This is a genomic window from Delftia sp. PX-1, from assembly GCF_055797465.1.
The window spans coordinates 5,509,056-5,532,898 of the sequence record NZ_CP184763.1 but is presented as its reverse complement, the minus strand read 5'-3'; the positions used below and the strand labels follow the sequence as shown (position 1 = coordinate 5,532,898).

16 protein-coding genes and 3 tRNA genes are annotated in these 23,843 nt (G+C 66.3%); 7 read left to right on the top strand and 12 right to left on the bottom strand.

Features of this window, described 5'->3' with window-relative positions:
• Positions 1 to 99: 99 nt before the first annotated feature.
• Both ACN20X_RS25260 and ACN20X_RS25255 read left to right on the top strand, forming a co-directional pair.
• Positions 100 to 2,151 (top strand): DEAD/DEAH box helicase, encoded by a 2,052-nt coding sequence (locus ACN20X_RS25260; protein WP_016445791.1) that lies wholly within the window; start codon positions 100 to 102, stop codon positions 2,149 to 2,151.
• A gap of 150 nt (positions 2,152 to 2,301) precedes the next feature.
• Positions 2,302 to 3,771 (top strand): sensor domain-containing diguanylate cyclase, encoded by a 1,470-nt coding sequence (locus ACN20X_RS25255; RefSeq protein ID WP_016451114.1) that lies wholly within the window; start codon positions 2,302 to 2,304, stop codon positions 3,769 to 3,771.
• Positions 3,772 to 3,799: 28 nt separating this feature from the next.
• On the opposite strand, the gene ACN20X_RS25250 is transcribed toward ACN20X_RS25255, so the two are convergent.
• On the bottom strand, positions 3,800 to 5,032 hold the full coding sequence (locus tag ACN20X_RS25250) for a multidrug effflux MFS transporter (RefSeq protein WP_016445793.1): 1,233 nt from the start codon (positions 5,030 to 5,032) through the stop codon (positions 3,800 to 3,802).
• Between the two features lie 267 nt (positions 5,033 to 5,299).
• On the opposite strand from ACN20X_RS25250, the gene ACN20X_RS25245 reads away from it, so the two are divergent.
• Positions 5,300 to 6,298, top strand: coding sequence for a TRAP transporter substrate-binding protein (locus tag ACN20X_RS25245; protein ID WP_473210014.1), 999 nt, complete (start codon positions 5,300 to 5,302; stop codon positions 6,296 to 6,298).
• A gap of 36 nt (positions 6,299 to 6,334) precedes the next feature.
• Here the strand turns inward: ACN20X_RS25245 and ACN20X_RS25240 are convergent.
• The 4 genes from ACN20X_RS25240 to ACN20X_RS25225 form a co-directional block, all read right to left on the bottom strand.
• A tRNA-Lys gene (locus ACN20X_RS25240) sits at positions 6,335 to 6,410 on the bottom strand.
• 47 nt (positions 6,411 to 6,457) lie between these two features.
• Positions 6,458 to 6,533 (bottom strand) — tRNA-Lys (locus tag ACN20X_RS25235).
• Between the two features lie 55 nt (positions 6,534 to 6,588).
• Positions 6,589 to 6,664: transfer RNA gene (locus ACN20X_RS25230), tRNA-Lys, on the bottom strand.
• Between the two features lie 178 nt (positions 6,665 to 6,842).
• Positions 6,843 to 7,820 carry a GMP reductase gene (locus ACN20X_RS25225; RefSeq protein ID WP_016445795.1) on the bottom strand — a complete coding sequence of 326 codons (978 nt, stop codon included), beginning with the start codon at positions 7,818 to 7,820 and terminating at the stop codon, positions 6,843 to 6,845.
• A 318-nt stretch (positions 7,821 to 8,138) separates the two neighbouring features.
• Here ACN20X_RS25225 and ACN20X_RS25220 point away from each other — a divergent pair, with 318 nt between their 5' ends.
• Positions 8,139 to 10,604, top strand: a complete 2,466-nt coding sequence (locus ACN20X_RS25220) for a UvrD-helicase domain-containing protein (protein ID WP_047472639.1) — start codon at positions 8,139 to 8,141, stop codon at positions 10,602 to 10,604.
• A 24-nt stretch (positions 10,605 to 10,628) separates the two neighbouring features.
• Here ACN20X_RS25220 and ACN20X_RS25215 read toward each other — a convergent pair whose 3' ends face one another.
• The 5 genes from ACN20X_RS25215 to ACN20X_RS25195 form a co-directional block, all read right to left on the bottom strand.
• Positions 10,629 to 11,264 (bottom strand): hypothetical protein, encoded by a 636-nt coding sequence (locus tag ACN20X_RS25215; RefSeq protein ID WP_016445797.1) that lies wholly within the window; start codon positions 11,262 to 11,264, stop codon positions 10,629 to 10,631.
• A gap of 259 nt (positions 11,265 to 11,523) precedes the next feature.
• Positions 11,524 to 13,476, bottom strand: a complete 1,953-nt coding sequence (locus ACN20X_RS25210) for a PhoX family protein (protein WP_016445798.1) — start codon at positions 13,474 to 13,476, stop codon at positions 11,524 to 11,526.
• A gap of 246 nt (positions 13,477 to 13,722) precedes the next feature.
• Positions 13,723 to 14,556 (bottom strand): BPSS1780 family membrane protein, encoded by an 834-nt coding sequence (locus tag ACN20X_RS25205; RefSeq protein WP_016445799.1) that lies wholly within the window; start codon positions 14,554 to 14,556, stop codon positions 13,723 to 13,725.
• Positions 14,557 to 14,702: 146 nt separating this feature from the next.
• Positions 14,703 to 15,659, bottom strand: a complete 957-nt coding sequence (locus ACN20X_RS25200; protein ID WP_061287392.1) for a homoserine kinase — start codon at positions 15,657 to 15,659, stop codon at positions 14,703 to 14,705.
• A gap of 126 nt (positions 15,660 to 15,785) precedes the next feature.
• Positions 15,786 to 16,160 carry a hypothetical protein gene (locus tag ACN20X_RS25195; RefSeq protein ID WP_016451118.1) on the bottom strand — a complete coding sequence of 125 codons (375 nt, stop codon included), beginning with the start codon at positions 16,158 to 16,160 and terminating at the stop codon, positions 15,786 to 15,788.
• A gap of 72 nt (positions 16,161 to 16,232) precedes the next feature.
• Between ACN20X_RS25195 and polA the strand changes: the two genes are divergently transcribed.
• From polA to ACN20X_RS25180, 3 genes are all read left to right on the top strand, one after another.
• On the top strand, positions 16,233 to 19,076 hold the full coding sequence (gene polA, locus ACN20X_RS25190) for a DNA polymerase I (protein WP_016451119.1): 2,844 nt from the start codon (positions 16,233 to 16,235) through the stop codon (positions 19,074 to 19,076).
• Between the two features lie 57 nt (positions 19,077 to 19,133).
• Positions 19,134 to 20,030, top strand: a complete 897-nt coding sequence (locus tag ACN20X_RS25185; RefSeq protein WP_047472884.1) for a dienelactone hydrolase family protein — start codon at positions 19,134 to 19,136, stop codon at positions 20,028 to 20,030.
• A 303-nt stretch (positions 20,031 to 20,333) separates the two neighbouring features.
• Positions 20,334 to 21,167 carry a ZIP family metal transporter gene (locus ACN20X_RS25180; protein WP_016445804.1) on the top strand — a complete coding sequence of 278 codons (834 nt, stop codon included), beginning with the start codon at positions 20,334 to 20,336 and terminating at the stop codon, positions 21,165 to 21,167.
• A gap of 17 nt (positions 21,168 to 21,184) precedes the next feature.
• On the opposite strand, the gene ACN20X_RS25175 is transcribed toward ACN20X_RS25180, so the two are convergent.
• A complete protein-coding gene (locus tag ACN20X_RS25175; protein ID WP_034366318.1) occupies positions 21,185 to 21,847 on the bottom strand; it encodes a response regulator in 663 nt (220 codons plus the stop codon).
• Positions 21,844 to 23,256 carry a cache domain-containing protein gene (locus ACN20X_RS25170; protein ID WP_016445806.1) on the bottom strand — a complete coding sequence of 471 codons (1,413 nt, stop codon included), beginning with the start codon at positions 23,254 to 23,256 and terminating at the stop codon, positions 21,844 to 21,846. The genes ACN20X_RS25175 and ACN20X_RS25170 overlap by 4 nt, the downstream gene beginning before the upstream one ends.
• Between the last annotated feature and the right edge of the window lie 587 nt (positions 23,257 to 23,843).

The window sequence follows — 23,843 nt, the reverse complement described above, 5'->3', positions numbered from 1 at the left end:
TTGCGAAGGGCCGGTCAAGTCTGACGGTGGATGTTGACCCAACCGTCGAGAAAAGCGTGGCAGATCGCTGACTGCGCGTGCTTTTCGTTAGAGCCATTCATGAACGACATCTCTCAAGAGCAGGGCATCATTGCCGCTGCCGATTCCTCTTTTGCTTGCGCTGCCCAAGCCTCTTCCGTGCTGGACGCCGCCGTTGCCGGTGCCGAGCAGGCCGCCGAGTCGCAGGCCGCTGCTGAAACCGTCGAGGGCGCCGAAGCCGCTCAGGCAGCTCCCGAACTCCCCAACGCCTTCGTCGAGCTGGGCCTGGCTGAAGAGCTGGTCCGCGCCGTTGCCGATCTGGGCTACACCCAGCCCACGGCCGTGCAGGCGCAAGCCATTCCCCTGGCCATGGGCAGTGGTGATCAGGCCTTCATCGACCTGATGGTTTCCAGCCAGACCGGCTCGGGCAAGACCGCCGCCTTCCTGCTGCCCGTGCTGCACACGCTGATCCAGCAAAAGGCTGACGAGGAAGCCGCCATCCGCGCCGAATATGACCGCCAGTGCGCCGAGGCCACTGCCAGCGGCCAGCCCACGCCCAAGCGCAACAAGCGCAAGGACCCCACCAATCCCCGCAACTTCAAGGCGGCCGTTCCCGGCGCCCTGATCCTGTGCCCCACGCGCGAGCTGGCTCAGCAGGTGGCGCATGACGCCATCGAACTGGTCAAGCACTGCCGTGGCATCCGCATTGCCAACGTGGTGGGCGGCATGCCCTACCAGCTGCAGATTGCCAAGCTGCAGAACGCCAACCTCGTGGTGGCCACGCCTGGCCGTCTGCTGGACCTGCAGCGCTCGATGCAGATCAAGCTCGACCAGGTGCAGTTCCTGGTGGTCGACGAGGCCGACCGCATGCTGGACCTGGGCTTCTCGGACGATCTGGCCGAAGTCAACGACCTGACGGCCCAGCGCAAGCAGACCATGATGTTCAGCGCCACCTTCGCGCCCCGCATCCAGCAGCTGGCCATGCGCGTGATGCATGACGGCGGATCGGGCGTGAAGAAGGTCACCATCGACACGCCCCAGGAAAAGCACGCCAACATCAAGCAAGTGCTGTTCTGGGCCGACAACTCCCAGCACAAGCGCAAGCTGCTGGACCACTGGCTGCGCGACACCACCATCAACCAGGCCATCGTCTTCGCATCGACCCAGGTCGAGTGCGACGGCCTGGCCAACGACCTGCAGCAGGACGGCTTCTCGGCCGTGGCGCTGCACGGCGCCCTGAGCCAGGGCCTGCGCAACCGCCGCCTGATGGCGCTGCGCAGCGGCCAGGTGCAGGTGCTGGTGGCGACCGATGTGGCGGCACGCGGCATTGACGTGCCCTCCATCACCCACGTCTTCAACTACGGCCTGCCCATGAAGGCCGAGGACTACACCCACCGCATCGGCCGCACGGGTCGTGCCGGTCGCGAAGGCGTGGCCGTGACGTTCGCGGAATTCCGTGACCGCCGCCGCATTTTCGATATCGAAGGCTACAGCCGTCAGCAATTCAAGGCCGAGGTGATTCCTGGTCTCGAGCCTGCACAGCGCGCACCCAGCGGCAACGAAGGCCGTGGCGGCCGTCGTGGCGGCGGCTTTGAAGGCCGTGGTGGTGATCGCCGAGGCTCCGCCGGCGGTGGTCGTGGTGGTTTCGGTGGCGACCGCGGCTTCGGCGGTGGTGACCGCGAGCGCAGCTTTGGTGATCGCGGTGGCGACCGTGGCTTCGGCCCCCGCCGTGATTCGGAAGGCTATGGCCGCAAGGCTGGCTTCGGCAGCTTCGGTGGCGGCCAGCGTGAAGGCGGCTTCGGCCAGGGTCAGCGCGAAGGCGGCTTTGGCCAGGGCCAGCGTGAAGGCGGCTACAGCCAGGCTCCGCGTGAAGGCGGCTTTGGCCGTGGCGGGGAAGGCCGTGGCTTCGGCGGCGACCGTGGCGCTGCGCGCGGCGGCGACCGTCGTGAGGGTGCTCCCCGCGATGGCGGCCACCGCGATGGCGGCTTCCGTGGTGCATCCGGTGAATCGCGTGGCTTCGGCGGTGAATCCCGCGGCGGCTTCGGCGGTGGTGAGCGCCGTCCGGCCTTTGGCAAGAGCGCTCCCAAGCCTTACTCGCCCCAGGGCGGCGATCGCAAGCGCGCCGTGCGCTGATCGATTCCGGCTTTGCATGCAGACCGGCCCTTCGGGGCCGGTTTTTTTTGGGCAATCCGCCTGCCTGCCTGGCGCTGCCTGTGTTCGTGGCGCAGAACCTGCTGTCTGGCGGGCTCTGCGACTGCCATAATCGCGGCGCGGAGGTGCCCTGTGGAGTCTTTGATCGCGTCCAGTGTGGATTTTGAGCACATGTTCGAACTGGCCCCCGTCTCGCTATGGCTGGAGGACTACAGCGCGCTCAAGCGCCTGCTCGACCAGTGGCGAGCACAGGGCGTGACCGATCTGCAGGCGCATTTTTCTGCCCATCCGCAGGCACTGCAGCAGTGCAGTGCCGCGCTCAGGGTGGTTCGCGTCAACCAGCGCACGCTGGACCTGTTCGGCGCCGCGGACCAGCAGACCTTTCTCGACAGCCTGGGCCAGGTGTTCCGTGACGACATGCATGCCGGCCTGGCCTGCGAGCTGCAGGAGCTTTGGAAGGGCTCGCCGACTTTTGCCAACCGCACCGCCAACTACACGCTGGACGGGCGCCGGCTGGACGTGCAGATCCGTGGCCGCATCCTGCCCGGCCATGAGGAGCTTTGGGACTGCGTGCTGGTGTCGCTGGAAGACGTGACGGCCGAGATGCGCAGCACGCGGCAGCTGCACCGCAGCGAGCAGTACTCGCGCGACCTGTTCGAGTACTCGCCCGTGTCGCTGTGGGTCGAGGACTTCAGCTCCATCAAGCGCCTGCTCGACGATGTGCGCGCCCAGGGCATCAGCGATTTCGCCACCTTCCTCAAGGTGCATCCGGAATTCATCTCGCGCTGCATGCAGGAGATTCGCGTCATCGACGTGAACCGCCAGACGCTGCGCATGTTCGGTGCCACCGACAAGCTGCAGCTGCTGAGCCGGCTGGGCCGCATCTTCCGCGATGAAATGATCGACTCCTTTGCCGATCAACTCCAGGACCTGTGGAACGGCAAGCTCGTGCAGCACCGCGAAGTGGTGAACTACGCGCTGTCGGGCGACACGCTGCACATCCACATGCAGCTGGCCGTGCTGGACGGCCATGCGGACGACTGGGGGCTGGTGCTGCTGTCCCTGGTGGATATCACGGCACGCAAGAAGGCCGAGGCCTATCTGGAATACCTGGGCAAGCACGACGTGCTCACCCAACTGCGCAACCGCGCCTTCTATATCGAGGAATTGAACCGCCTGGCGCGCAAGGGGCCGTGGCCGCTGGCCGTGATCGCCATCGACATGAATGGTCTCAAGGAGGCCAATGACGAGCATGGCCATGCCGCAGGCGACGACATGCTTCGCCGAGTGGGCGAAGTGCTGACCAAGGCCGTGGATGCGCCTGCTTGTGCGGCACGCGTGGGCGGCGACGAATTCATGGTGCTGCTGCCAGCCTCGGACGAGCGCGGCGCCGAAGCCGTCAAGGAGCGCATCCTGTCCCTGCTGGAGCTCAACAACCAGTTCTATCCGGGTCAGCTGGTCAGCCTGTCCATGGGCGTGGCCTGTTGCAACGAGGGCAGCCAGCTGGAGGCCACCGTGTCACGCGCGGACCAGGCCATGTATGCCGAAAAGGCGCGCTACTACAAGGAAAAAATGCTGGACCGCCGCGCGGGCCGGGCATAGACGCCCGGGATCCCGGGAGCAGTGGCCTTCAGGCCTCCGAGGCATGCCGCCCGATTTCGGGCCAGCGGTGATGCAGGTAGATCCACGACGCCAGCCCGATCAGCATCATGCTGATCGAGCCCAGGGCCAGCAGCACCGTCGAATGCATCACCAGCGGCGCCAGCACGCCGGCCACGATGCCATTGGCCGTGGAGCCCACCACGGCCTGCAGCGATGAGGCCAGGCCGCGCCGCTCGGGATGGATGTCCAGCACCAGCAAGGTCACGACGGGCACCATCATGGCCCAGCCGAAGGCGAACACACCCACGGGAATCAACGCCCAGCTCACATGGGCAGGCCAGATCAGGTTGGCAACCAGGTTGACGATGGACACCACGAACATGATCACGAAGCCGTGGCGGATCTGGTGCTTGGGTGGAATGCGCCCGGCCAGCCGGCCGCTCACCCAGGCGCCGCCCATGATGCCCGAGATCGAAATCACGAAGAACCAGAAGAACTGCTGCGGCTGCAGGTGCAGCAGGTCGCCCAGGAAGGCGGGGGCCGACAGCACGTACAAAAACATGCCGTTGAACGGCACGCCGCTGGCAAAGGCCAGCAGCACAAAGCGCGGATCGCTGCACAGCGCCTTGTAGCCCTGCATCAGTGGCTTGAACCGGAAGGGCTGGCGCTGCGCCTGCGGCAGAGACTCGGGCAGAAAGCGCCAGTTGATGCTCCACAGCAGCACGCCCACCAGCGTCAGGAACCAGAATACGGCCGCCCAGCCCAGGTGCACGAACAGCCAGCCGCCCAGCACCGGCGCCAGCGCCGGGGCAATGCCGAAGAAGATGGTGATCTGGGCCATCACGCGCTGGGCCTGGGCAGGCGGAAACAGGTCGCGCACCACGGCGCGCGACACCACGATGCCGGCGCCCGTGGACAGGCCCTGCAGCGCCCGGAACAGCACCAGTTGCGTGATGTTCTGCGACAGCGCGCAGCCTGCCGAGGCCAGCGTGAACACGGCCAGTCCCCATAGCACCACGGGGCGACGGCCAAAGCTGTCGGCCATGGCGCCATGGAAAAGGTTCATGAAGGCAAAGCCGAACAGATAGGCCGACAGCGTCTGCTGCATCTGCAGCGGCGTGGCGTTCAAGGCCTGGGCGATGCCCGAGAAGGCCGGGATGTAGGTATCGATCGAGAACGGCCCCAGCATGCCCAGGATGGCAAGCAGGACGGCCAGGGCCCAGCGCGGGCCCTGCCAGAGCGGGGAAACATTTTGTGGCATGCAGGCGAGGCGGTTGTGCGCTGCAGGCGGGCCACAGGCGCAGAAGAGGGCCGCACACTCATGCGTCTGCGGCAGGGTGACACTGTAGCGGCTTGGCTGGAATCCGGTGTGACGGATGGCTTGGCGAATGACCTGGGCGATGGAATGAGTCGATAGTTTGTATCTAAATGATATAAATGTCGATAGAATTTATCTTTTCCGCCCGCATGCACAGGTCCGCCGTCGGGTGGATGGCATGGTTCTGGGCGCTTTCGCCAAGGATCTTTCATGACTGTTTCTCGCCGCACGTTGATATCAGGCCTGGCTCCGGCCGCGTTGCAACTGACCGCCGGCGCTGCCTGGTCCAAGGGCCACCGGCTGCAGCTGTCGGCGGCCTATGGCGATGGCATCTTCCACACGCAGAACCTGCGCAATTTCGCGGCACGCGTGGGTGCCGACACCCGGCAGTCGCTGGAGATCGAGGTGGTGTCCGGCTCGGCGCTCAAGCCCATGGCGCAGGTGCTGCCTGCGCTCAAGCGCAATGACCTCCAGTTCGGCGAAGTGCTCATGTCGTCCTGTGCGGATATCCACCCGCTGCTGGCCATGGACTCGCTGCCTTTCATGGTGCGTGGCTTTGACGAGGCCGCGCGCCTGTGGCAGTTGACCCGCCCCGTGCTGCAGGAGTTCTTGCTGGCCCAGCAGGGCGCGCGCCTGCTGTTTGCCGTGCCCTGGCCGGCGCAGGGTCTCCTGAGTCGGCGCCCGGTCCACGGCATCGCGGATCTCAAGGGCCTCAGGCTGCGTGTGCAAAGCGATGCGACCAAGCGGTTGGCCGAGCTCTGGGGGGCGCAGCCGGTGGTGATTGCCGCAGGCGATCTGGGTGCCGTTGTGGAGCAAGGTGGCATCGATGCCATGATTACCTCCAGCGCCACGGGCGCCGACATCCAGGCCTGGAAGGCCATGAAGGTGTTTCTGGATATCAAGGCCTGGATTCCCAAGAACATGCTTTGCGTCAGCGAACTTGCCTGGAGGGGCTTCACCGAGCCCGAGCGCCAGGCCATCGGCCGCGCTGCCGAGTCGGCTGAAAAAGAGGGCTGGGCGCTGGCCCAGCAGGCCGATGAGCTGGGCAAGAAGATCCTTGCCGACAACAAGGTGTCCGTGGCCGCGCCGTCGGCGGATCTGCGCCACATGCTGGATTTGGTGGGCGAGCGCTTTGGTCGCGAGTGGGTGGCCAAGGTCGGCAGCAGCAATATGTCGGTGCTGATGGAGTACACCAAGAAAAGGCACTGAGCGCCGGTGCGCTGAGTGCCTTTTTCGGGGTGTTGGTGGTGGGCCCTGAGTGATTCGAACACTCGACCAACGGATTAAGAGTCCGCTGCTCTACCAGCTGAGCTAAGAGCCCCACGTATTTCTGCGTGGCTGCCTGAAGAGATCAGGCAAAGGAATTCTTGGTGGGCCCTGAGTGATTCGAACACTCGACCAACGGATTAAGAGTCCGCTGCTCTACCAGCTGAGCTAAGAGCCCCCTCGGGTATTCCGAAGGAATCAGCCTGGATGAATCCAGGCTGAAAAGGAATTTTTGGTGGGCCCTGAGTGATTCGAACACTCGACCAACGGATTAAGAGTCCGCTGCTCTACCAGCTGAGCTAAGAGCCCCAAAAACAAGTCTGCGCTGCAAACGAGACCGCAATTATGCGGCATTTTTGGCGTGCTTGCAGGAAGACACGCCAAAATTTTGGTTCATGGCGCGATCTCGGCGTGCGCGGCCTGCGTGACGTCGGGAACGCAGGCACAAAAAAAGGCGGCCGAAGCCGCCTTGCCTTGGTGTCTGCGCTTACATCAGCAGATGTTCGCCTGCGTTGTCACCGCCCAGGATCACGTAGTTGACCTTGCGGATGTCCATCAGCTTCTTGCCGCCCGAGTAGCTGATGGAGCTTTGCACATCCTGCTCCATCTCGATCAGGGTGTCGGCCAGAAGTCCCTTGACGGGCTCGAGGATGCGCTTGCCTTCGACGTGCTTGTACTCGCCCTTGTTGAAGTCCGAGGCCGAGCCGTAGTACTCCTTGAAGCGCTGGCCGTTTTCCTCGACCGTCTGGCCCGGCGATTCCTCATGGCCCGCGAACAGCGAGCCGATCATCACCATGGTGGCGCCAAAGCGCACGCTCTTGGCGATGTCGCCGTGGCTGCGGATGCCGCCGTCGGCAATGATGGGCTTGGTGGCAACGCGCGCGCACCACTTGAGCGCCGACAGCTGCCAGCCGCCCGTGCCGAAGCCCGTCTTGAGCTTGGTGATGCAGACCTTGCCGGGGCCGATGCCGACCTTGGTCGCGTCGGCGCCCCAGTTCTCCAGGTCGATCACGGCTTCGGGCGTGCCCACGTTGCCGGCGATCACGAAGGACTTGGGCAGCTTTTCCTTGAGGTAGCCGATCATGTTCTTCACGCTGTCGGCATGGCCGTGGGCGATGTCGATGGTGATGTATTCAGGGCACAGGCCTTCGGCGACGAAGCGGTCCACGGTGTCGTAGTCGGGCTTCTTGACGCCCAGCGAGATGGAGGCGAAGCAGCCCTTGCCCTGCATCTCGCGCACGAACTGCACGTTGTCCAGGTCAAAGCGGTGCATCACGTAGAAGTAGCCGTTGCGGGCCAGCCAGGTGCAGATGCTTTCATCCACCACCGTCTTCATGTTGGCCGGCACGGCCGGGATGCGGAAGGACCGACCGCCCAGCTCCACGCTGGCATCACACTCCGAGCGGCTTTCCACGCGGCACTTGCGCGGCAGCAGCAGGATGTTGTCGTAGTCGAAGATTTCCATTTGATTCCAAGCTCCATGAAAGGTCGCGGCAGGAACATCCCTCCGCGATGGGGCGCTTGGCTTGGAGGCCGGTCTTGCGGGCGGCGCGGGCGGGCCGCGTCGCCAGGGCGGCTGTGGCCCGGGCACAAAAAACCGGACCGCAAGAAACTTGGGCCCGGTGATTGATTCTATACGTTGCCGGCGGCGGGCCCGGGCGCCCTGTCGATATAGCGGTTATAGCAATGGCGTTATGGACCGGGAAGATGCGCTGCATGTGTCGAATGCGGGAAATGCAGCATGGCTTTCCCCGCAGGCCAGGGCGCTTCCTACAATGCCGGGATGTTCCCGATCGATCTGCTCGACGGCGCCTCCGGTGCCGCACCCGCCTCCAACTCCCCTTTGCTGGCCAACCTCAACGAGGAGCAGCTCGCTGCCGTCACGCTGCCGGCCGGCCATGCGCTGATCCTGGCCGGCGCCGGCTCGGGCAAGACGCGGGTGCTGACCACGCGCATCGCCTGGCTGCTGCAGACGGGCCAGGCCACGCCGGGCTCCATCCTGGCCGTGACCTTCACCAACAAGGCGGCCAAGGAAATGCTGGCGCGCCTGTCGACCATGCTGCCCTACAACGTGCGCGGCATGTGGATTGGCACCTTCCACGGCCTGTGCAACCGGCTGCTGCGTGCCCACCACCAGGCGGCAGGGCTGTCGTCCACCTTCCAGATCCTGGACACGCAGGACCAGCTGTCGGCCGTCAAGCGCCTGTGCAAGCAGTTCAACGTGGACGACGAGCGCTTCCCGCCCAAGCAGCTGCAGTACTTCATTGCCGGCTGCAAGGAAGAGGGCATGCGCCCCGGCGACGTGGTGGCCAATGACCCGGACACGCGCAAGAAGGTCGAGATCTACCAGCTCTACGAGGAGCAGTGCCAGCGCGAAGGCGTGGTCGATTTCGGCGAGCTGATGCTGCGCTCCTTCGAGCTGCTGCGCGACGATGCCGCGCTGCGCGCCCACTACCAGCGGCGCTTTCGCCACATCATGGTCGACGAGTTCCAGGACACGAACAAGCTGCAGTACCAGTGGCTCAAGCAATTGGCGGGCGACGTGGTGGATGGCCGCCTGCAGGCCCTGGGCAGCGTGATCGCCGTGGGCGACGACGACCAGAGCATCTACGCCTTTCGCGGTGCGCGCGTGGGCAACATGCAGGACTTCGTGCGCGAGTTCGACGTGCGCCAGCAGATCAAGCTGGAGCAGAACTACCGCTCCTACAGCAACATCCTGGACTGCGCCAACGCGCTCATCAGCCACAACAGCCAGCGCCTGGGCAAGAACCTGCGCACCACCCAGGGCCCGGGCGAGCCCGTGCGCATCTACGAGGCGCCCACCGACATGGCCGAGGCGCAGTGGATGGTCGAGGAAATCCAGCAGCTCGTGAAAAAGGACGGCTGGCAGCGCCAGGAAATCGCCGTGCTCTACCGCAGCAATGCGCAAAGCCGGGTGATCGAATCGCAGCTGTTCAATGCCGCCATTCCCTACCGCGTGTACGGCGGGCTGCGCTTTTTCGAGCGCGCCGAAATCAAGCATGCGCTGGCCTACCTGCGCCTGCTGGAGAACCCGCACGACGACACCAGCTTTTTGCGCGTGGTGAACTTCCCTCCGCGCGGCATCGGCGCGCGCAGCGTGGAGACGCTGCAGGACGCGGCGCGCAGCGCGGGCTGCTCGCTGCACGATGCCGTCTCGGCGGTGCCGGGCGCGCCGGGCGCCAAGCTCGCAGGCTTTGTCGCCAAGATCGACGTGCTGCGCGAGCAGACCCAGGGCCGCACGCTGCGCGAGATCATCGAGGCCATCGAGGAAGAAAGCGGCCTGCTCGAGCACTACCGCAACGAAAAGGAAGGCGCCGACCGCATCGAGAACCTGCAGGAACTCGTGAACGCGGCCGAGAGCTTTGTCACCCAGGAAGGCTTTGGCCGCGATGCCGTGGCCCTGCCGCTGGACGAGCACGACGGCGCCAGGGCGCTGACGCAAAGCCCGGCCAGCCAGGGCCTGGACCCTGCGCTGCCGCTGCTGGACACGCCCCTCACGCCGCCGGCCGGCACCGTGGCCGGCATGGTCGATGCCGATACCGGCGAGACCCTGTCGCCGCTGGCTGCCTTCCTGACGCACGCGGCGCTGGAGGCTGGCGACAACCAGGCCCAGGCAGGCCAGGACGCCGTGCAGCTGATGACCGTGCATGCCTCCAAGGGCCTGGAGTTCGACGCCGTCTTCATCGGCGGCGTGGAAGAGGGCTTGTTCCCGCACGAGAACGCCATGATGGACCGGGGCGGCCTGGAGGAAGAACGCCGCCTGGCCTATGTGGCCATCACCCGCGCGCGCAAGCGCCTGTACCTGAGCCATTCGCAGACGCGCATGCTGCACGGGCAGACGCGCTACAACGTCAAGAGCCGCTTCTTCGACGAGCTGCCTGAAGAGGCGCTCAAGTGGATCACCCCCAAGCAGGGCGGCTTTGGCAGCTACGCGCCCCGCCCCGGTGGCGGCGGTGGCGGCTATGGCTCACGCGATCGCGGCGGCTTCGGCAGCAAGGCCGAAGGCTGGCGCAGCGAGGTCTTCGCCAGCCCGCCCGTGCCGCCGCAAAAGGCCGACCCGGGCCACGGCCTGCGCGTGGGCCTGAACGTGTTCCACAACAAGTTCGGCGAAGGCAAGGTGCTGGCCCTGGAAGGCACGGGCGACGACGCGCGTGCCCAGGTCAGCTTTGGGCGCCACGGCACGAAGTGGCTGGCGCTGTCCATTGCCAAGCTCACGGTCGTGGAGTGAGGGCCGGGCCGCCGCGCCCGGCGCTCAGGGCTTGACTTCGAAGCTCAGCGTGGTGGTGTGGCGCACGTCGGTGTACTTCTTGCCGTCCAGCGTGACCGAGCCGTTGTCCACGCGCGCCGTCACCTCCAGCACGTACAGGCCCGGGAAGTAGGGCTTGAAGCTCACCGTGCCGTCCTGCGATGGCGTGAGCGTGCGGTACCAGCCCTCGCTGGTCTGCACATTGACCTGGCTGGCCGCGACCTTGCGGCCCTTGAACACCAGCTGGAACGTATCGCCGCCCGCCGTGGTGGGCACCAGCTCCAGGTCGTTCACGGCCTTGGTGTCATTGCGGCCGAAACGGGCCTGGTAGTAGGTCAGCACGCCATTGGCGCCGGGGCGCGTGGCGGCGATGCGCACATCGCCCTGGCCTGCGTCTGCGGTGAAATGATTGGCCTCGGCCTTCAGGGGAAGGCTCTTGCCGTCGGGCAGGACCTGCTTGGCGTCCTCCAGGGCCGGCAGCTGTTGCAGCGGCTTGCGCAGTTCTCCGGCATAGGCCCGGGCCTGTCCTGCGTCCTGCTGCAGCCAGAGATAGTCGGCATGTGCAGCCGGCACCGCCAGGGTGGCAGCGGCCGCCAGCCATGCGGAGGCCGTGCTGCGAAGGATGCGGGAAGCTGGGGTCATGGAGTCTCTCCTGTGGTGTGGCTCTGCGTGCGCCTGCCGGGCCTTGAGGGGCGTGATCCGGCGGGGCTGAAGATGGTGCGATGGCGGGCTAGCGACGCCGCAATGCATCAGAAATTATAGCGAGCAGGTGAGAATGACTCTTGTTTTGCACGCTAAGAGTCGGGTTCATGACATCCATGCAGTTGCGGCGCAGGCATGCAAAAAGGCCATGGAAATCCATGGCCTTCTTGTTGTGGCGCCACGCGCCGCAGGGCGGCGGTCAGGCCGACAGCTTGGGCTGGGAAGCGGTGCCGGTCAGGTAGCCGACGGCGGCGCCGAACTTGCCGCGATAGTTGGTGCTGATCAGCGGGTCCAGCGTGGACTTGACCACGTTGTGGATGCTGCCCCAGTCACCGGCGTGCTGGAAGTTGCTCATGATGTAGGTCCAGCCGTTGATCTCGTCCACGGCGTGCAGGCCCGTGGATTCGCCGCCTGCGGGAATCGACATCAGGCGCGACAGCTGCTTGGTGTCGATGTTGTAGGCCCACAGGAAGTTGTTCACGTGCTGGCCGCTGTCCTCGCCGATGAACAGGGTGCGCATCTTCTCCGAGAACTTGAGGTTGTCGGGGTTGCAGATCTTGTTCGGGTTGCCGGTGTTGCCCAGCGCGTCGGCGCTGATGTCCTCGCCGGCCAGCAGGGCCTTGGTGTCCACGGGCATCCACTCGCTGTTGATGGCGGCGCCGGCCGTGTCCTTCTGGCCACCGCGCAGGTTCAGTGCCATCACGGCGCCGGCCTTGAGCTGCTTGGGGATGGACACGCCATTGCCTGCCACGTTCAGCGCATCGCCGGCCACCATGGACTTCTCGCAGTTCTGCAGGGCCGAGTAGGCCACCTTGTCCTTGGCGTTGACGGTCGTGCCTTCCATCTTGGTGAAGCCCATGCTTGCGCCCTTGAAGGCGGCGTAGCGGTGCGTTTCCAGGAAGGCGGCGGCCTTTTCCATGCCAGGGTTGATCTTGATCCACTCCACCTTGCCGTTGGCGGTGATCTTGGTGTAGCTGGCGTCGCCCGGATCGGTCTTGGCCACGGTCATGATGTCCGTGGGCTTGAGCGTGTTGGCCAGCTGCTCGATCTCGGCGCTGGTGGCCGAGCCCAGCTTGATCCAGGTCAGCGCGGCGGCGCTGCCCGATGCGGGGTCGATGGAGAAGCCTGCACCCACCTTGGCCACGTACAGCGAACCCGAGGACAGGTCCTTTTCCTTGTCGGCCACGAAGACGAAGTAGCCGCTGTTGGTGGCGTCGTCGCCCATCAGCGCCGTGCGCTGGTCGGGCATGACCTGGACCAGCTCGTGCGAGATGCGGCCCATGCAGAAATGCTTCTTGATGCTGGCCGTGCCGTCCACGTTGACCGTCACTTCGGGCATGTGGCCGTAGTGGTAGGGGTTGGCCTTGGTCTGGTCGCCATACAGGTTCTGGCTGAAGGCCTGCAACTGCGCATTGCCGGTGGCGAATGCGTCGGGCTCGTACTCTTCGCTGGACAGATGGGTGCCCCAGGGCGACAGGCTGGCGCCGCAGGTGATCCACAGGCCGTGCACCTTGGAGGTGTCCACGTTGTGGTACTTGACCAGGCTGAGCTTGCCCGTGGTCTGGTCCTGGTCCAGCGTCAGCACGGCGATGGGCGAGGGCAGCTTGCCGTACATGTCGGTCTTGCCATCCTGCGCCCAGGTCGTGTATTCGAACTGCACCACGGCGAACACGGGCTTGCCCTTGACGCCATCCACCTTGGCATTGGGCACGGTCAGCAGCGAGGTGCCGTCGGGCGCATCGGAGAAGAAGTGGCGCTCGCTGCCGGCCACGGTGCGGTCGATGATCTTGTTGTTGTTGATGTCGTAGTAGCCGCCGGCCAGGATCTTGCCGCCCTTGCCGTCCGGCACTTCGTCGCCGGTCACGAAGAAGGGCTGGTAGCCCAGGTCGAAGCTCTGCTCGCTGTTGTCGCTGTACTGCACCTTGAGCTGCGAGGCCACGGTCATCCGGGCCATGGCCTGGGGGGTGGCCAGCGTGGGCGCGGCCATGGAGGTGAAGCTGGCCGCCACATAGTTCTTCGCGGGACCGTCATCGCCACCGCCGCAGGCGGTCAGCAGGCCGGCGGCGGACACGGCGGAGCCGAGCGGCAGCAGGGGGGCGCCGGTCAGGAATTGCAGCGCCTTGCGGCGGGAGAGCATCGTGGATTGGGACATGGGGCTTCCGTTGTGGGGTTGTCTGCATCAGCCCATCGGGGGCGGGATGGGCCGGGATGCCGCTGCGCACTCGCTGGCTATGCATCCGCACGGCATGCTAGGCAGGCACTGTGACAAAGCGATGGCATCCGCATGACACAACAGTGACTGCGTCATGTGGACGCCCGGGTGGCCGCTGGAACGACAGAGAAACGGCAAAGAAAAAGCCCCTCGAAAGGGGCCTGGTGATCTGGTGCCGTGCAGGCGTCAGCCGGACAGTCCGGGCGGCTGCGGCGGTTCGGTGCCGATGGCGTCGCTGCCATCGCTTTCATCGGGCGCCGCAAAGCAGTCACGGAAGGTGAAGACGATGGAGGTGAAGAACATGGCGGCCAGCAGCATGGCCGTGGCAATCATCAGGCCGTTGGCAATGCCGCCCAGCACCTGGGCCAGCACGGCCGAGATCAGTGCCATCACGATGCCGGCCACGATGAACACGCCCATCCAGCTCAGGCCGAAGACCACCAGTGCGCCGATGTTGCGCACGCACGCCACCAGGCTGAAGAACACGGCCTTGACCGGCGGTACGTTGTGCCAGTGCACCAGGCCCGGCGCATGCCAGAACAGCAGCGAAAGCGGCAGGTACAGGCCCATGCTCAGCCACATGGCGGCCTGGAAGTCGGGCGATTCGGCGATCTCGCGCGTCAGCGGCTCGCCGCCCAGGTAGACGTTGGCGAACTGGCCATCGTCCACCAGCATGGACAGGCCCATGATCAGCAAGAAGCCTGCCGCATACATGGCGCCCAGCGTGAGCATGGAATTCAGGCGCTGGCGCCCGGTGCGAAAGGCCACCAGCAGCAGGGCCGGCGTGGGCGCGCGCCCGTGCGAGGCTTCGGCCGCCGCCACCATCATGGCCAGCGATGTGGCCGGCAGCAGGCCCAGCGCGATCACGGGGCCTATCAGCGGCAGCACCGTGACCAGCGACATGGCCGCCATCGACAGAAAGAACAGTGCCGCCAGCGCCAGCGGCTGCTGGCGGAAGGTGCGGATGCCCTGCTGCACCCATTGCAGGCCGGTACGGGCGGGAACGATGAGAAGTTTCATGGGGTGAGGAAGTCGGGGCGCCTGGATGGGGCATGGCCTCTGGCATGGGCCGCGCCGCTGGCGCCCGAACGGGGACTGTACCCGAGGAAGCGCGGCCCGTGGACCGCAAAGCCCTCCGGCAGCCGCGTCGTGGCCGGCCTGGGACGTCAGTCCAGCGCCACGGGGCGGGCCAGGCGCTGGCGCAGCACGCGCTCGAAATGCGTGGGATCGTGGGGAACGAGCATGGAGGCCTCGCGCGGCAGGTGGAAATCCCACAGGCGGGAGATCCAAAAGCGCAGCGCGCCCGCGCGCAGCATGGGGTTGAACAGTTCTCGCTCGGCGGCGGTCAGGGGGCGCACGGACTGGTAGGCATCGATCATGGCCTTGGCCTTGGCCGCGTCATGGGCGCCTGTGGCGTGTTCGATGCACCAGTCGTTGAGGCACACTGCCAGGTCGAACAGCCAGCTGTCCACGCCTGCGAAGTAGAAATCGAAGAAGCCGGTCAGGCGCTCGCCCTCGAACATCACGTTGTCGCGGAACAGGTCGGCATGCACGGGGCCGCGCGGCAGGGCCGCATAGGCGGGCGAGGCGGCCACATGGTTCTGGAAGGCCAGTTCGGAGCGCAGCAGGTCGGCGGTGGGTGCGTCGATGTGCGGGATCACCGTGGGCACGGTCTCGTTCCACCATGGCAGGCCGCGCAGATTGGGCTGCTGGCGATCGTAGTCTCTGCCGGCCAGGTGCATGCGCGCCAGCATCTCGCCCACGGCGGCGCAGTGTGCGGGCTGGGGGGTCAGCTCGCTCCTGCCGGGAAGGCGGTTGACGATGGAGGCGGGCTTGCCGCACACGCGCAGCAGGATGTCGCCGCTGCGCGTCTCGGCCTGCGGGTCGGGCACGGGAATGCCGGCCTGCGCCAGATGCTTCATCAGGTACAGGTAGAAGGGCAGTTGCTCGGCCGTCAGGCGCTCGAACAGCGTCAGCACCCACTCGCCCTGCTCGGTGGTGAGAAAGTAGTTGGTGTTCTCTATGCCGCCCTGGATGCCGCGCAGCTCCTTGAAGGAACCCAGGGACATGCGGCGCAGCAGCTCGCGCGCATCTTTGTCGGAGACTTCGGTGAAAACAGCCATGTTTGCATTGCCGGCCAGCGCGGCTCGGCGGAAATCGTTGTCGTCAGATATGGAAAGAGGGCAGCGCCGTCAGGTGCTGCCCCCTGGGATGCCGCCGGGCCCGGGGCCCGGACAGTCCGGTGAGGATCAGAACTTCTTGAGGTTCCAGACGCGCGTGCCGTTGGTGCCGTCGCCATCGCCGCGGTTGCGCGAGGAGCGGGCGCCGTCGTTGGACTGCACCTCATAGGAGGGCATGTCGCCGACCTTGGGCTGCACGGTGATGCTTCGGGTCTGGCCGCCCACGCGCAGTTCGTCAACGCGGCTGCCTTCGTCTTCCACATGGATGCGTTCCACGCGCTGGTTGCTTCGGTCGCGGGCCTCGGGCCTGGCCGTGTCCGGCGCGGTCTGCCCGGCGGTCGCCGCCGCGGGGGCGGTGGAGGCAGCCGGGGCAGGCGTGGGGTTCTGGGCCAGCACGGGGCTGGCGGCCAGGCTCAGGAGGATGAGAAGTGGAGCGGCGCGCATGGGCTCCATTGTAGGTCTTGCGGCGGGCCCTGTCCCGCCCTGTCCCCCTGCCGGCGCGTGCACAATCGGCGCATGAGCAATTCCAAGACCCTGGTGCTGATCGACGGCTCCAGCTACCTCTACCGCGCCTACCACGCCATGCCGGATCTGCGCGCCGAGCCCGGCAACCCGGAAAGCCCCGCCACGGGCGCCATCCGCGGCATGATCAACATGCTCCAGGCGATCCGCAAGGAAGTGGCGGCCGACTACGCGGTCTGCGTGTTCGACGCCAGCGGCCCCACCTTCCGCGATGCGCTCTATCCCGAATACAAGGCGCACCGCTCGCCCATGCCCGACGATCTGCGCTCGCAGATCGAGCCCATCCACGAAGTGGTCCGCCTGATGGGCTGGCCCGTGCTGGCCATCCAGGGCGTGGAGGCCGACGACGTGATCGGCACCCTGGCCAAGACGGCCGCCGCCCAGGGCGTGAACGTGGTCATCTCCAGTGGAGACAAGGACCTGTCCCAGCTGGTGGATCCCCACATCATGGTGATGGACACCATGAGCGGCAAGCGCCGCGACGTGGCCGGCGTGACGGCCGAGTTCGGCGTGCCGCCTGCGCAGATGATCGACTACCAGGCGCTGGTCGGCGATGCCGTGGACAACGTGCCCGGCGTTGCCAAGGTCGGCCCCAAGACGGCCGTCAAGTGGCTGGCCGAGCACGGCTCGCTCGACGGCCTGATCGCTGCGGCCGACGGCATCAAGGGCGTGGCTGGCCAGAACCTGCGCGATGCCATCGCCTCGGGCCAGCTGGCGCTGAGCCGCCAGCTGGTCACCATGAAGACCGACTGCGACCTGAGCGCCGAAGTGCCAACCCTGCCCGTGCTCGACGCGCTGGCGCCGCGCGAGCCCGATACCGCGCCGCTGCGCGAGTTCTATGAGCGCTACGGCTTCAAGGGGCTGGCACGCATGCTCGGCGGTGCCGCGCCCGAGCCCGATGCGCTACAAGCCGTCAAGGCCGGCCGCAAGCCAGCGGCCAAGCCGCGTGCCGACCAGTCCACGGGCGACATGTTTGCCCAGGAGCAGGCCGAATCCGACGACGCCACCGCCGAGGCCGAGACCGCCCAGCAGCGTGCGCTGGACTACGACGTGGTGCTGACCTGGGAAGCGTTCGACCAGTGGCTGGCCAAGATCAACGCCGCCGAACTCACGGCCCTGGATACCGAAACCACCTCGCTGGACGAGATGCGTGCCGAGATCGTCGGCATCTCGCTGAGCGTGGAGCCCGGCGCCGCTGCCTACATCCCCCTGCGCCATGCCGGCCCCGACGCGCCCGAGCAACTGCCGGCCGACGAAGTGCTGCAGCGCCTCAAGCCCTGGCTGGAGGATGCGGCCCGGCCCAAGCTGGGCCAGCACGTCAAGTACGACCGCCATGTCTTCGCCAATGCCGGCATCGAGGTGCACGGTTATGTGCACGACACCATGCTGCAAAGCTATGTGCTGGAAGTGCACCGCCCGCACGGCCTGGCCAGCCTGGCGCTGCGCCACACCAACCGCACGGGCATCAGCTATGAAGACCTGTGCGGCAAGGGCGCCCACCAGATCCCGTTCGCCCAGGTGCCCGTGGACAAGGCTGCCGCCTACGCCTGCGAGGATGCGGACCAGACCCTGGACGTCCACCGCGTGCTGTGGCCGCAGCTGCAGGCGCACGACGGCCTGCGCGGCATCTACGAGCTGGAGATCGCCACCAGCGAGGCCCTGTTCCGCATAGAGCGCAACGGCGTGCTCATCGATGCCGCCACGCTGGCCAGGCAGAGCAACGACCTGGGCCAGCGCATCGTGCAGCTGGAGCAGGAGGCCTACGACATCGCGGGCCAGCCCTTCAACTTGGCCAGCCCCAAGCAGCTGGGCGAGATCTTCTTCGACAAGCTGGGCATGCCCGTGGTCAAGAAGACGGCCACCGGCGCACGCAGCACCGATGAAGAGGTGCTGGAGAAGCTGGCCGAGGACTATCCGCTGCCCGCCAAGCTGCTGGAGCACCGCAGCCTGTCCAAGCTCAAGGGCACCTATACCGACAAGCTGGCCCAGCTGGCGCTGCCGCGCACGGGCCGGGTGCACACGCACTACGCCCAGGCCGTGGCCGTGACTGGGCGCCTGTCCAGCAACGACCCCAACCTGCAGAACATCCCTATCCGCACGCCCGAAGGCCGGCGCGTGCGCGAGGCCTTCATTGCCGCGCCCGGCCATGTGATCGCCAGCGCCGACTACTCGCAGATCGAGCTGCGCATCATGGCCCACCTGTCGGGCGACGAGTCCCTGCTGCGCGCCTTCCACGAAGGCCGCGACGTGCACCGGGCCACGGCATCGGAAGTCTTCAACGTGGAGCTGGAGCAGGTCAGCAGCGAGCAGCGCCGCTATGCCAAGGTCATCAACTTCGGGCTGATCTACGGCATGAGCAGCTTTGGCCTGGCCAAGAACCTGGGCATAGAGACCAAGGCTGCCGCCGCCTACATCGACCGCTATTTCCAGCGCTATCCGGGCGTCAAGCGCTACATGGACGAGACGGTGGAATTCGCGCGCGACCACGGCTACGTGGAAACCGTCTTCGGCCGCCGCCTGTACCTGGTGGACATCAACGGCGGCAGCGGCCCGCGCAAGAAGGCGGCCGAACGGCAGGCCATCAACGCGCCCATGCAGGGCACGGCGGCCGACCTGATCAAGAAGGCCATGGTGGCGGTGCAGGCCGAGCTCGATGCCAGGCAGTCCGAGGTCCGCGTCATCATGCAGGTGCACGACGAACTGGTGTTCGAGCTGCCCGAAGGCGAGTCGGACTGGGTGCGCACCGAGATCCCGCGCCTGATGGCCGGCGTGGCGGAACTGAAGGTTCCCTTGCTCGCCGAAGTGGGCGTCGGCCCCAACTGGGACAAGGCACATTGAGCTTCACGCGCGCATCGTAGACTTGGCCGGTTCTCAACCACCACCAAGGAGAGATGCATGCGTGACGATCAGCAGCAAGACCTGAAGGCCCTGGTTCCGGGGCGCAGCAGCGAAGAGGGGCCCACGCGGCGCCTGGCATTGCAGACGGCCCTGGGCCTGGGCTATGCCGCCGCGGCCACGCCGCTGATGGCGCAGACCGCCATCTCCACGCCGGCCGACGGCCTGACGGCCGGCGAGGTGCATTTCACCGTGAACGGCTTCAAGGTGCCGGCCTACCGCGCCGCGCCCGCCGGCAAGAAGAGTGTGCCCGTGGTGCTGGTGATCTCCGAGATCTTCGGCGTGCACGAATACATTGCCGACACCTGCCGCCGCCTGGCGCGTGCCGGCTACCTGGCCATCGCCCCCGATCTGTATGCGCGCCAGGGCGATCCCAAGACCTATACCGAGATCGCCAAGCTCATGAGCGAGCTGGTCTCCAAGGTGCCCGACGAACAGGTCATGGCCGACCTGGACGGCGCCGTGCAATGGGCGGGCACGCAGGGCGGCGATACGGCGCGCGTGGCCATCACGGGCTTTTGCTGGGGCGGGCGCATCACCTGGCTGTATGCGACCCATGGCCCGGTCAAGGCCGGCGTGGCCTGGTACGGCCGGCTGGAAGGCGCCAAGACCGCGCTGCAGCCACGCCATCCTCTGGAGCTGGTCTCCAGCCTCAAGGCGCCGGTGCTGGGCCTGTATGGCGGGCAGGACACGGGCATTCCGCTGGAATCCGTGGAGCGCATGCGCGAGGCGCTCAAGCAGGGCTCGGCAGCGGCCAAGGCCTCGGAGTTCGTGATCTACCCGGAGGCGCCACACGCCTTCCATGCCGACTACCGGCCCAGCTACCGCGAGCAGGCTGCGCGCGACGGTTGGCAAAAAATGCTGGCCTGGTTCAATAAGCATGGGGTGACCCCCTGAGCGGCTGCGCCGCTTCCCCCTCTCTCGCTTCGCGGGAGGGGGACGACACCCTCGGTGCGGGGCGGCCCTTCCTCGGTGTCCCTGGTGTGAGGACGCGCCAGTTTTTAAGGTATTGCTGACTAGCTTTCAACTTTATTCGCGCAGGGGGGGCTTGACAGCTTCTGTAGGCTGAAACCGAGGGAGCCCGACACCGTGGCCTGCTTCCTTCATGGGATCGCAGGCCACGGCTGCGATGGGGCCGGTCTTTCTGCGAGAATTCGCGGGTTTCGCCTGCAAGGGCATACGGTTGAAGCACAAATCGCTATGACATTGGTAGCAATCATTCTGGCCACCCTGGCCGCCGGTATTGGCAGCGTCTGGGTGGCCGCGTTGTTGATGGGGCTGGGAGGCAACCGCTCGCCGGGCATGATGCCGCAGCGGCTGTTGAGCCTGGCGGCGGGCGCGCTGCTGGCCACGGCCTTCATGCACCTCTTGCCCGAAGCCTTCGAGAGCGAGGCCGGCGCGCACGACCTGTTCGTCACGCTGCTGGTGGGCCTGGTGTTCTTTTTCCTGCTGTCCAAGGCCGAGCTGTGGCACCACGGGCATGAGCACGGCGCGCCGCCGGCCCATGAGCACGATCACCACGAGCATCACGATCACCAGGGCCACGCCCATGACCATTCCCATGGCCACCATCATGGCCACCGCCACGGCGGCTGGGCGGTGCTGACCGGCGACAGCGTGCACTGCTTCGGCGATGGCGTGCTGATCGCCTCCGCCTTCATGGCCGACATGCGCCTGGGGCTGATCGCGGCGGTGTCGGTGCTGGCCCACGAGGTGCCACACCACATGGGTGACATCGTGGTGCTGCGCCAGTCCAGCTCCAACCGGCGCGTGGCCCTGATCAAGGTGTCCATGGCCGGGGCCGTGACCACGCTGGGCGGCATTGGCGGCTATTTCCTGGTCGGCCAGCTGCAGGAGCTGCTGCCGTACTTCCTGGCCGTGGCCTCCAGCAGCTTCATCTACGTGGCGCTGGCCGACCTGATTCCCCAGCTGCAAAAGCGCCTGAGCGCACGCGAGACCGTGGCCCAGGTGGGCTGGCTGATGCTGGGCATCGTGCTGGTCACCGTGGTCAGCCGCGCGGCGCACGCGCACTGAGCGGGCGGCGTTTCAGGCTATCCCGCACCGGCCTGCACGGGCGTGCTGCCCAGCAGGTCGGCATAGTCCACGGCGTACTTGATGAAGGCCGCATGGCCGTCGATGCGCAGCTTGCGGCGCAGGTGCAGCCGGTGGGTTTCCACGGTGCGCACCGAGGTGCCCATCAGCGCTGCAATCTCCTTGTTGGAGCGGCCCTCCGAGATCCACTGCAGCACGCTGGCCTCGCGCGGCGTGAGGGCGCGCCGGGGGCCGGCACCGGCGCCGTCGTCCTCGACCACGGGCTGCAGGCCGGGGCTGAAATACAGGCCGCCCGCGTAGACCCGGTCTATGGCCTCGATGAGCTGCTGCGCCGGCGCATCCTTGAGCACATAGCCGCGTGCGCCCAGTGCCACGGCGCGCCGCACGTACTCGGGGTCCTCGTGCATGGACAGCACCAGCACGCGCACCAGGGGGAACTGATCGCGGAACAGCGCGGCCAGGTCGATGCCGCTGGCGCCCGGCATGCGGATGTCGGTCACCACCAGGTCGGGCGACAGCTCGCGCGCCAGCGGCACGGCCTGGTCCACGCTGGCGGCCTCGCCCACGACACGGATATGGTCGGTGGCCTGCAGGCGCATGGACACGCCGTCGCGCACAAGAGGGTGGTCGTCCACCAGGAGGATGCGGATCATGGGGTTCATGCAGCGGCCTGTGGGAGTTCGAATTCCGGTGAGGGAGACAGCGGCATGCCGCCGCTGCGGTAGAGCACGGCGACCAGCCGGGTGCCCCGGGCGCCCGAGCTGATGCTCAGATGGCCGCCCAGGCCCTCGATGCGCTCGCGCATGTTGCGCAGGCCGATGCCGCCCTGGCGGTCGCGCTGCACGCGGCGCATGTCGAAGCCCTGGCCGTCGTCGCTGACCTGCAGCACCACGCGTCGGCGCTGAAAGTGCAGGCTGACGTCGATGCGCGTGGCCTGCGCATGGTTTTGCGCATTCGTCACGGCCTCCTGGGCCACGCGGAACAGGGCCGTGGCGTGGCTGGGCGGCAGAAAGCGGGTCTCGCCCCGGCAGCCGAACTGCATGCGCAGGCCGTCCTCGGCCTGCATCTGCTGGCTCATCAGTGCCAGGGCCGGGGCCAGGCCCAGGTCGTCCAGCAGTGCGGGGCGCAGGCCGTGGGAGACGCGCCGTATCTCCACCAGCGCGTGGTTGAGCTGCTCCAGCCCCTGGTCCACCATGCGCTGGGCCGTGGCCGGGTCCTGTGCGGCCAGGCGCCTGAGCTGGGCCTGGGCCGTCTCCAGCAGGAACTTGGACGAGACCAGCACCTGGACCACGCCGTCATGCAGGTCGCGCGCCACGCGCGTGCGTTCTTCCTCCTGCGAATGCACCACGCGCTGGGCCAGGCGCTGCAGCTTGGTGCTGGACACGCGGTGGTCGCTGAGATTGAACGCCAGCCCCGCCACGCCGATGAGCACGATGCACAGCGCCGCAATGCCGAAGATGCGCCAGCGCGTGGCCGCGATATTGGCCTGGGCGCTTTCGTCGATCTGGCGCAGCGCCTGCTCCACATCGTCCAGGTACAGGCCCGTGCCCAGCGACCAGCCCCATTCGGGGACCGTGGCCACGTAGGCGAGCTTGGCCTCGGTACGCAGCGAGGACGGCTTTTGCCACTGGTAGCGCACCAGGCCGCCGCCGCTGCGCGCGGCATCCAGGATGATCCTGGCGGGCCCTGCGCCGCCCGGGCTGTTGGGATCGCACAGGTCCACGCCCGACAGGCCCATCTGCCGCGCATCCAGCAGCACGTTGCCGTGTTCGTCGTAGACAAAGAAGTAGCCGTCCTCGCCGAACTGCATGCGCGCCAGCGTATCCAGCGCCTGGCGCCGCTGCACGGATGGCTCCTCGCCGCTGGACTGGATGCGCGCCAGCGCCGTGGTCGCCAGCTGCACGTAGTGCCGCAGCTCGGTCTCCTTGCTGTGCAGGTAGGCGGTCTCGACCAGCTCTCGTTCCTGGCGGGCCAGCTCCAGTGTCTGGTGTTGCACGGTCACCGCGACCAGGCCCAGGGCCAGCGCGATGGCGGCAATCGACAGAAGCGCAAGTTTCAGCGGAAGTTGCATGGGAGCCTGTGTGGGGTGCACCGACGATCTTTTCCGCCCAGTGCACGGACCTTGTCAACAGGGCTTGCGCGCATGGCGCCGGGGCCCGGCAGCGGACCTTGAATGGCGGGCGTCGTATCTGCCAATAGCCTGTGCGCGCTGCATATCCACGCGCGCAGGAAAAGGAATTTGAATATCCCAAGGAAAATGCCATGGATAATATATTTCGCGCACGAAAGAATATCCCATTGACATAGGGAATCCGATATGCATTTTCTTGGTGCGTTGTCCCCTTTTTGGGGTCTTGAATAATGGTTTTGCCGTATTGTGGTGCGCCGTCCCTCATCTGTCTGACATGCCTGGCTACGGTTGAGCAGGTTCCGTGCCAAGCCGTTGTTTCAGAAGAGAGTTATCCTGCTGCGTAGCACTGCGCAAGCGGTCCTGCGTAGTGGTGCGTAGGGGAAAATTCATTATCGAATGCTCCAGATCCCTGCCTAGAATTTCTCCGTGAAATCACTGATTCGAATCATTTTGTGTCAATGATTCATGTCGCCTTCGATGACCCAATTAAATGGTGACGAAGTGTTTCCGGGGCGCCGTTGCAGTAA

What these genes read in the sequence shown, in the direction of transcription:
- ACN20X_RS25210 (WP_016445798.1), bottom strand. Translation starts at nt 13,476, where the DNA reads ATGTCCCAATCCACGATGCTCTCCCGCCGCAAGGCGCTGCAATTCCTG.
- ACN20X_RS25195 (WP_016451118.1), bottom strand. Translation starts at nt 16,160, where the DNA reads ATGCGCGCCGCTCCACTTCTCATCCTCCTGAGCCTGGCCGCCAGCCCC.
- ACN20X_RS25215 (WP_016445797.1), bottom strand. Translation starts at nt 11,264, where the DNA reads ATGACCCCAGCTTCCCGCATCCTTCGCAGCACGGCCTCCGCATGGCTG.
- ACN20X_RS25180 (WP_016445804.1), top strand. Translation starts at nt 20,334, where the DNA reads ATGACATTGGTAGCAATCATTCTGGCCACCCTGGCCGCCGGTATTGGC.
- ACN20X_RS25170 (WP_016445806.1), bottom strand. Translation starts at nt 23,256, where the DNA reads ATGCAACTTCCGCTGAAACTTGCGCTTCTGTCGATTGCCGCCATCGCG.
- ACN20X_RS25175 (WP_034366318.1), bottom strand. Translation starts at nt 21,847, where the DNA reads ATGAACCCCATGATCCGCATCCTCCTGGTGGACGACCACCCTCTTGTG.
- ACN20X_RS25185 (WP_047472884.1), top strand. Translation starts at nt 19,134, where the DNA reads ATGCGTGACGATCAGCAGCAAGACCTGAAGGCCCTGGTTCCGGGGCGC.
- ACN20X_RS25205 (WP_016445799.1), bottom strand. Translation starts at nt 14,556, where the DNA reads ATGAAACTTCTCATCGTTCCCGCCCGTACCGGCCTGCAATGGGTGCAG.
- ACN20X_RS25220 (WP_047472639.1), top strand. Translation starts at nt 8,139, where the DNA reads ATGTTCCCGATCGATCTGCTCGACGGCGCCTCCGGTGCCGCACCCGCC.
- ACN20X_RS25260 (WP_016445791.1), top strand. Translation starts at nt 100, where the DNA reads ATGAACGACATCTCTCAAGAGCAGGGCATCATTGCCGCTGCCGATTCC.
- polA (WP_016451119.1), top strand. Translation starts at nt 16,233, where the DNA reads ATGAGCAATTCCAAGACCCTGGTGCTGATCGACGGCTCCAGCTACCTC.
- ACN20X_RS25245 (WP_473210014.1), top strand. Translation starts at nt 5,300, where the DNA reads ATGACTGTTTCTCGCCGCACGTTGATATCAGGCCTGGCTCCGGCCGCG.
- ACN20X_RS25225 (WP_016445795.1), bottom strand. Translation starts at nt 7,820, where the DNA reads ATGGAAATCTTCGACTACGACAACATCCTGCTGCTGCCGCGCAAGTGC.
- ACN20X_RS25250 (WP_016445793.1), bottom strand. Translation starts at nt 5,032, where the DNA reads ATGCCACAAAATGTTTCCCCGCTCTGGCAGGGCCCGCGCTGGGCCCTG.
- ACN20X_RS25200 (WP_061287392.1), bottom strand. Translation starts at nt 15,659, where the DNA reads ATGGCTGTTTTCACCGAAGTCTCCGACAAAGATGCGCGCGAGCTGCTG.